The following is a 5,796-nucleotide window of genomic DNA, read 5'->3' as shown; positions in this document are numbered from 1 at the left end:
CTACAGCGTCTAAAAATGCATGCCGCTTATCAAGCTCGTCAATTATAATTTTGAGATCACTAGTTCTTCTTTTTGAAGACATATCGCTAAGTCTACTTCCTTTTTTATTTCTATATAGTGATGGCTCTAACTCACCATAGTCTCGCGTTTGCCCTCTATATACAATTATATCATCTTTCATTTTATATTTAATAAATCCAGCAATCTGAATTAGTGCGTGAGGTGTATATATATCAATATACCCTGTTTGATGGTTATATCTACTAACATTATCTACCCCGCTCCATGATTCAATTACATGCTTCATATTCTCTCCGTAATTTTTGCGATATAGCAATACATATTCAAAGATACAAAAAGGTTATTTTCATATTCATTGTAAATTATCATTTCATATCCAATATTACATTATTATAAAAAAACCTATATAATACACAATTAAACTTTTCACATCAAAGCGACCTCGATCTAAATCCGCTAGTATTGCAACCCTATTAAACAAGGTCACAGATACAGATAAAGCAAAAAGGGTTCACGGACGAACCGTAAACCCTTGATCTTTTTTATGGTACCGGGAGCGAGACTCGAACTCGCAAGGTGTTGCCACCGACGGATTTTGAGTCCGCTTTGTAGTCTTTTATTATCAGCTACTTACAAAAAAGTTGCACCAAAAAACATGGTGCAAACCTCTTAGAGAAGAACCTTCTCGGCATCCAATACAGGCATCAGAGCAGCCGCCCTTGCCTGCCCTCCTGCCGTCACATGGGCATAGGTGTTGCCCGTTGTCGTGACCGAAGAATGGCCCATCTGGGCAGCCACCGAGGCAAGGTCGGCTCCCCGGGCCAGCATCTCACTGGCCGATAGGTGCCGCACATCGTAGGGCCGCATTTTCACACCTGCTTTCTTGCAGGCAGACGCCCACGCATCCTTATATGATATGATCCGTCGGCCATGACGATGGCAGACCAGATGGATCCCGGCGCCTCTGTCCACCGCGTAACGCCGGGCAGCTTCCTCCATATACATGGCTGGCGGAATGACGGTCTTGATGAGCCCTGTTTTGCCCTGACGCACATGGACGAAGCTCCGGCGCCAATCAAAGGCATCCCAGGTGAGGGAAAAGAGTTCGACCTGCCCCGGTCGCAAGGCCAGTGCAAAAGCTGTCTTGAAGGCCCATTGCAGGTGGGCGGGAAGAAAGGCATAGACCCGCCGAAAATCTTCAAGCGTCGTCATGCATAGGTGACGCTGCACACGCAAACGTTTGTAGTCCCGCCAGGGATTACGGCTGATGAGCTCCTGATCGACGGCCCAGGCCAGTATGGCGTGCAGGTAGGCCTGATACTTGTTGATGGTGTTGTTTCCTGTCCCTCTGGAGCGGAAGCCTTCCCGCATCCGCTCCAGATCCTGTCGTGTCAGGGCATCGGCGAACTTGTCCCGCAGGAACTCCCCTACTCCGGGAACATGCTTTCCATCAGCGTCGTGCCCCGCCAGGAAGTAGACGACATTACGCTTGGTCCGGGGATGACTTTCCGGGTGGCTCCGGTAATAGAGCATGACCACCTCGCCCAGTGTCAGGCGCTCTTCTTCGGCTGTAGATTCCGCCAGGAATTCAGCTTCCCAAGCCCGTGCTGTCTGCTCGTCCACAAAGGTTTTTTGTCTCCATGCCCTTTCTCCGTGGGGCTTGTACTTCACCATCCATCTGCCGTCACGTCGCTGCGAGATGCTCATACGTCCACCAATTATGAAAGGCCGCACCCCCGGACAAAATCTCGTGCGCTCAGGGGGGCGGCCTTTCTCTTTTTGTCGGGGCATAGCCCCGCAAGTTCCTGTATTTGCCTGTCGATGATGTCTACTTTTTTTACGACTGCCTGTCGTTCCTGCAAAAGCTTCTGGATCTCTGCCAGTCGCTCCTGGGCGTCTGTCCTGCTCATGGCAGTCAGCTCCTTGTATCGTGTGCCGGCCACGGGAAAAGGTGAATTTCTGTGCGGCTTTTCCAGATTTTCAGATCCGCGGAATTGTGACAGCAAAGGAAGTTTTTAGGGGGCCTGTTTTACGCGGCCCGCGCCACGATCTTTGGCATGCCATTGGCCGTGGCCAGAAGCTCCCCTGCTGTGCGCCCGTCTTCCAGCTTTTCGCCCAGGTCGATGCCTTTCATGGCGAGGCCGACGAGGCCCGTCTCCGTGCGCAGGATTTCCCGTGCTTCGGCCTTGGTTGGTGCGGCGATCCAGAAGCGTTCCCCTGCCAGGTAGAGGCGCATGTCCGTCTTGCGCTCGGGAAGGATGAACTCTCGCAGGGTGTCATAGGCGGGCATCACCTTGTCGATATGCGGGTAGTCCTCTGTCCCCTCCGGGTTGAAAAGATCAAAAAGGGCGTCCGTCTCCTGCTCGATCTCAGCCCACACGTCGTCGGTATCCCACGCCGGGTAATGCTGCCAGGCTTCGTCCAGGGCGCGGCGAACGTCGTAGAACAGTGTGGACATGACGGCCAGCAGGTGGGTCATGTCGGTTTTGACCGGCGGCCAGATGGATTCCAGGAGCCGTGCGGCTTTGGTGGTTGAAGCATCAAAGACCGCCATGCCGCACCGAAGGGGCATCATCTTACTGTATAACACGTCGATGAGGTCAAGGCAGCTTTGGGCATGTTGTTTGATCTTCTGATAGTATTCTCCGTCCCTGTCGCACTTGAGGAGTGGAGCGGCGAAGAATTGGACGCAGGCCGCTGCCTTGAACTGGATGTCTGCTATCTGCCGCCTGTCGCCGGTGACATTGTTGTAGATACGGCAGAGAGGCCCGCGCAGGCAGTTGCGGGCCATCCCTTCATGCTTGTAGACCGTGCCGCAGTAGGGGCATCTGTTGCCGGAGACGGAGAACTTTTTCCGCTTCCTGATGCTGGTCTTCATAGCTACTACCTTCCCGTGCTTCCGTATCCGCCTGTGCCGCGGGTTGTCTTTGACAGGTGGTCAACTTCCACGAACTCGACTTTTTGAAGATCGCAGTAGGGCCGAATGCTGCCCATTTCGGAGAGGGTGACGCGCCCCATGACAGGCATGACGCACGGCTGGATGATGAGCTGGGCGATGCGGTCGCCGGGCTTGTAGGGGTGCATGAGCCCCGTCTTTCCGGGGAACATGGGGTGCAGGGCCAGACGGCGGGCGTGCTGGTCGCCGGGCACTTCGCGGAACATGACAAGGATGCTGCCCCGGTAGTCGCTGTCGATGACGCACACGCCCCCGCACTTTTCCAGACCGGTGAAAAAGAGACTGGAGCGGGCGTAGATTCCTCCCCAGTAGCCTTCCGGGATCTCCATGGCAATGCCGATGTCGTAGATGTAGAGGTCGGCGGCGCGGCGCAGGCTTACCGCGGTCAAGTCGAAACCGGCGGAACCGGCGCTGCCGCGGGTGGGGATGACGGCGTCTGGGTGGGTCTTCACGAATTTGATTTCCATTACGCTTTCTCCTGCAATCCTTTGAAGCAAAGACGGCGCAGTCCTTCTTCCCCGTAAAACACGGGGATACCATAGGAACCGGCGCAATGGATCTCAGCCTCGCATCCCCTGGGCAATTCAGTGTTCTTATCGCGCTCACCGATGTAGAGCAGGACGTCACAGCGGGAGAGGATTTTAAGGGACGCCCCCAGGCACCACAGGGCCTCATGCTTCGTCTTGGGGTGATTGTCTTTGTAGCCAATCATAACCTCATGACCAGCCAGTTCCAGAAGCCTACAAGCAAGGGCGCTGTCGGCCTCGATCTCTTCCTTTGTCTTTCCCTTCATGGGCTGGGAAATGAAGACTTTCATATCTTCCTCCTGAATGAAAAAAAGCCGCTCATGGCGGCAACAAAAAAGGCCACGGGAAGACCGTGGCCTTGGGCAGCAGCTCACTTGAGCGTGAACTACCTAGAACCTAGGAAACGCCGGTAGCCTACTTTGATCCGGCAGTGTTGTCCATTTCAGCCTCGGCGGCGAGGCGGGCGTGGTAGAGAGAACAGGTGGCAAACCCGGCGCATTTGTCGATGTCGTGGTGGGGCGGGCAGGCGGTCTTTCTGACCAGGTGCCCGTCAGCGTTCTTCTCGTACCACGAGCAGCCCTTGGGGCGGAGTTCTTTTCTTGGCTTTGCCATCTTTTCGGCCACGCGGGCCTCGAACTCGGCAGCGTCCTGGAAGTCGTCAACCAGCATTTCCGGGTACAGCCCGCACAGATATTCACCGGTGGCGAACTGGATTGCGTCCCTGTCCTCCAGCCATTTTTCTTCAGCTTCACTCAGCGCCATGCGGAACCTCCTTCATCATCACCGCCCGCGCCGCATCGCAGGTGTGGCCTTTCTTCGCAGCCAGCCCCCACAGGAGGCATTGCACCCGTCCGGCACCGGCCCGCATGAGGCCGTAGATGCACCAGCGGCAGGGCGTCTCCGTCTTGCGGGCGCGGCGGTAGTTGTGGTTTGTGTTGGTCATATCGTTTACTCTGGCTGCTCGTCAGGCGGTCTTCACAGGGAAGATATTACAAAACATGTCTGTTATCTTGACACTGTACACCTGTCAGACATATTTTTTATGAAAAAAGGACAGCATATGCCGACAACCAGCATGACTATTCGTATGGACAGCGCGGTCAAGCAGCAGGCCCAGGAGCTGTTCGCCGCGCTGGGCATGGACATGACCACGGCGGTCAACATCTTTTTGCGGCAGGCCATCCAGCGCCAGGGGCTTCCTTTTGAAGTGGCGCTGAACCAGCCCAACCGTGAAAGCCTTGAGGCGTTGGCCGAAGTCCGGGAGATGAAGCAGCATCCCGAACGTTACAAGGGCTATACGGACGCCGAGGCCATGATGAAGGAGCTGCTCGCCTGATGCTCACCATAAAGCCCACCACCAAATTCCAGAAGGACGTGAAACGGGCGCAGAAGCGCGGCTATGACATGGCGCTGCTGACGGAGATCATCAAGCAACTGGCGGCAGGGGAGCCCCTGCCCGCAAAGAACCGGGATCATGCCCTGTCCGGCAACTTTGCCGGATGCCGTGAATGCCATATCACGCCGGACTGGCTGCTGGTGTACGAGATCGCGGATGAAGAACTTGTCCTCTATCTTCTGCGGACAGGCACGCACAGCGATCTGTTCTGATATGCCCTGAATCAACGTGCCCAACAGGCCGCTGCCCCGCACGACGCGAAGGCAACGGCCTGTTTTCGTTGGTGATGCTCACTTGCTGGTGAGTTGCCGCAGCTCTTCCCGCGTCAGCACGCGTACGTCTTCGCAGCGCACCAGGCGCGGGCCGTCTATCCAGATCCACCAACGGGCATCCGCGCCCAAGTGGGGCGGTGTCTTTGTCCATGCTTGCCCGCAGCCTCCGCCATCGTCATCATCCCAGTGGGCGAAGACGCGGACGGGCTTGTCCAGCCCTTGCGGACGTGGCCCGGGAGGCACGGCACCGGTGAGCCAGTCGCGTACCAGAGCGGCCACGGCATCCGCTGACAGGGCCGTGTATTTGCCGTTTGGGCAGTGCCAGCAGCCATTGATCTTGGCACGGTACAGCCCGGCATCCTCATTTTGCCCCGTAAATTGGGCAAAGTCGTATAGAAAAATAGCCTCCGTTTTGCCCTGTTTTTTGAGCAAAATGGAGGCGGACTTGTCGTTGGGATCAGACATGGCAACGCCTCGCGGCCCGTCGGGCGGCATCGGTACGCCTGTGTTTTTCCTTCTGGCAGCCAGGGCAGAACCTGTACCTGGGCGATGGGGCCATGAACGATCTTCCGCACCGGCGGCAGGTGATGACATTGAAGGTGGGCAGCATATGTCCTCCTCATG

Annotated in this window: 11 protein-coding genes and 1 tRNA gene; 2 read left to right on the top strand and 10 right to left on the bottom strand. The window is 56.0% G+C overall.

Going from position 1 to position 5,796, the window contains the following annotated elements:
• The 9 genes from ACQRCJ_RS11990 to ACQRCJ_RS11950 form a co-directional block, all read right to left on the bottom strand.
• A partial coding sequence (locus ACQRCJ_RS11990; RefSeq protein WP_427799890.1) for a hypothetical protein occupies window positions 1–307 on the bottom strand: 307 nt, incomplete at its 3' end.
• Between the two features lie 259 nt (window positions 308–566).
• Window positions 567–711 (bottom strand) — tRNA-OTHER (locus ACQRCJ_RS11985).
• Window positions 691–1,728, bottom strand: coding sequence for a tyrosine-type recombinase/integrase (locus tag ACQRCJ_RS11980; protein ID WP_427799889.1), 1,038 nt, complete (start codon window positions 1,726–1,728; stop codon window positions 691–693). Before ACQRCJ_RS11980 ends, ACQRCJ_RS11985 begins: the two co-directional genes overlap by 21 nt.
• Before the next feature lie 11 nt (window positions 1,729–1,739).
• A complete protein-coding gene (locus tag ACQRCJ_RS11975; RefSeq protein ID WP_427799888.1) occupies window positions 1,740–1,931 on the bottom strand; it encodes a hypothetical protein in 192 nt (63 codons plus the stop codon).
• A gap of 119 nt (window positions 1,932–2,050) precedes the next feature.
• Window positions 2,051–2,899, bottom strand: coding sequence for a hypothetical protein (locus ACQRCJ_RS11970; RefSeq protein ID WP_427799887.1), 849 nt, complete (start codon window positions 2,897–2,899; stop codon window positions 2,051–2,053).
• 5 nt (window positions 2,900–2,904) lie between these two features.
• Window positions 2,905–3,444, bottom strand: a complete 540-nt coding sequence (locus tag ACQRCJ_RS11965) for a dUTP diphosphatase (RefSeq protein ID WP_427799886.1) — start codon at window positions 3,442–3,444, stop codon at window positions 2,905–2,907.
• Entirely contained in the window at window positions 3,444–3,794 is a 351-nt protein-coding gene (locus ACQRCJ_RS11960; protein ID WP_427799885.1) for a hypothetical protein, read from the bottom strand. The genes ACQRCJ_RS11965 and ACQRCJ_RS11960 overlap by 1 nt, the downstream gene beginning before the upstream one ends.
• A 124-nt stretch (window positions 3,795–3,918) precedes the next feature.
• The gene (locus tag ACQRCJ_RS11955; RefSeq protein ID WP_427799884.1) at window positions 3,919–4,266 is read right to left on the bottom strand and encodes a hypothetical protein; all 348 of its coding nucleotides are present in this window, start codon (window positions 4,264–4,266) and stop codon (window positions 3,919–3,921) included.
• Window positions 4,253–4,447, bottom strand: a complete 195-nt coding sequence (locus ACQRCJ_RS11950; RefSeq protein WP_304037628.1) for a hypothetical protein — start codon at window positions 4,445–4,447, stop codon at window positions 4,253–4,255. Before ACQRCJ_RS11950 ends, ACQRCJ_RS11955 begins: the two co-directional genes overlap by 14 nt.
• A 117-nt stretch (window positions 4,448–4,564) precedes the next feature.
• Here ACQRCJ_RS11950 and ACQRCJ_RS11945 point away from each other — a divergent pair, with 117 nt between their 5' ends.
• Together ACQRCJ_RS11945 and ACQRCJ_RS11940 are read left to right on the top strand one after the other, a co-directional pair.
• Window positions 4,565–4,840, top strand: a complete 276-nt coding sequence (locus ACQRCJ_RS11945) for a type II toxin-antitoxin system RelB/DinJ family antitoxin (RefSeq protein ID WP_297219851.1) — start codon at window positions 4,565–4,567, stop codon at window positions 4,838–4,840.
• Window positions 4,840–5,112 (top strand): type II toxin-antitoxin system YafQ family toxin, encoded by a 273-nt coding sequence (locus ACQRCJ_RS11940; RefSeq protein WP_300644963.1) that lies wholly within the window; start codon window positions 4,840–4,842, stop codon window positions 5,110–5,112. The genes ACQRCJ_RS11945 and ACQRCJ_RS11940 overlap by 1 nt, the downstream gene beginning before the upstream one ends.
• A 78-nt stretch (window positions 5,113–5,190) precedes the next feature.
• On the opposite strand, the gene ACQRCJ_RS11935 is transcribed toward ACQRCJ_RS11940, so the two are convergent.
• The gene (locus tag ACQRCJ_RS11935; RefSeq protein ID WP_337375631.1) at window positions 5,191–5,637 is read right to left on the bottom strand and encodes a hypothetical protein; all 447 of its coding nucleotides are present in this window, start codon (window positions 5,635–5,637) and stop codon (window positions 5,191–5,193) included.
• Window positions 5,638–5,796: the final 159 nt, after the last annotated feature.

It is taken from the genome of Desulfovibrio sp. SGI.102, from assembly GCF_050314315.1.
Classification (GTDB): domain Bacteria; phylum Desulfobacterota; class Desulfovibrionia; order Desulfovibrionales; family Desulfovibrionaceae; genus Desulfovibrio.
The sequence above is the reverse complement of the archived record's forward strand: the minus strand, read 5'-3'. Positions and strand labels throughout refer to the sequence as shown.